General features: G+C 67.3%; 1 protein-coding gene. It reads right to left on the reverse strand.

Going from position 1 to position 349, the window contains the following annotated elements:
- A partial coding sequence (locus ASE71_RS36700) for an NAD(P)/FAD-dependent oxidoreductase (protein ID WP_413814624.1) occupies nucleotides 1-349 on the reverse strand: 349 nt, incomplete at both ends.

Genomic DNA, 349 nt, shown 5'->3' on the forward strand with positions numbered 1-349 from the left:
CCTCACCCGCTTCAGGTCCTGGCCGATGGCGCTGTCGCGCCAGCCGCGTTCGATCTCGATCGGCTCGTCATTGGCGCGGCCACTGGCAATCGCCGCTGCCAGCTTCTCGGCCGCGAGAATGCCTGAAAGCACCGCATTGTGGCTGCCCTTGATGCGCGGCACGTTGACGAGACCGGCCGAACAGCCGATCAGCGCGCCGCCGGGGAAGGACAGTTTCGGTACCGACTGGTAGCCGCCCTCGGTGATGGCGCGCGCGCCATAGGACAGCCGCTTGCCGCCCTCGAAGGTGCCGCGGATCGCCGGATGCGTCTTGAAGCGCTGGAACTCCTCGAACGGGAAGAGATAGGGG

Source organism: Ensifer sp. Root954 (assembly GCF_001429005.1).
GTDB classification, from domain to species: Bacteria; Pseudomonadota; Alphaproteobacteria; order Rhizobiales; family Rhizobiaceae; genus Ensifer; species Ensifer adhaerens.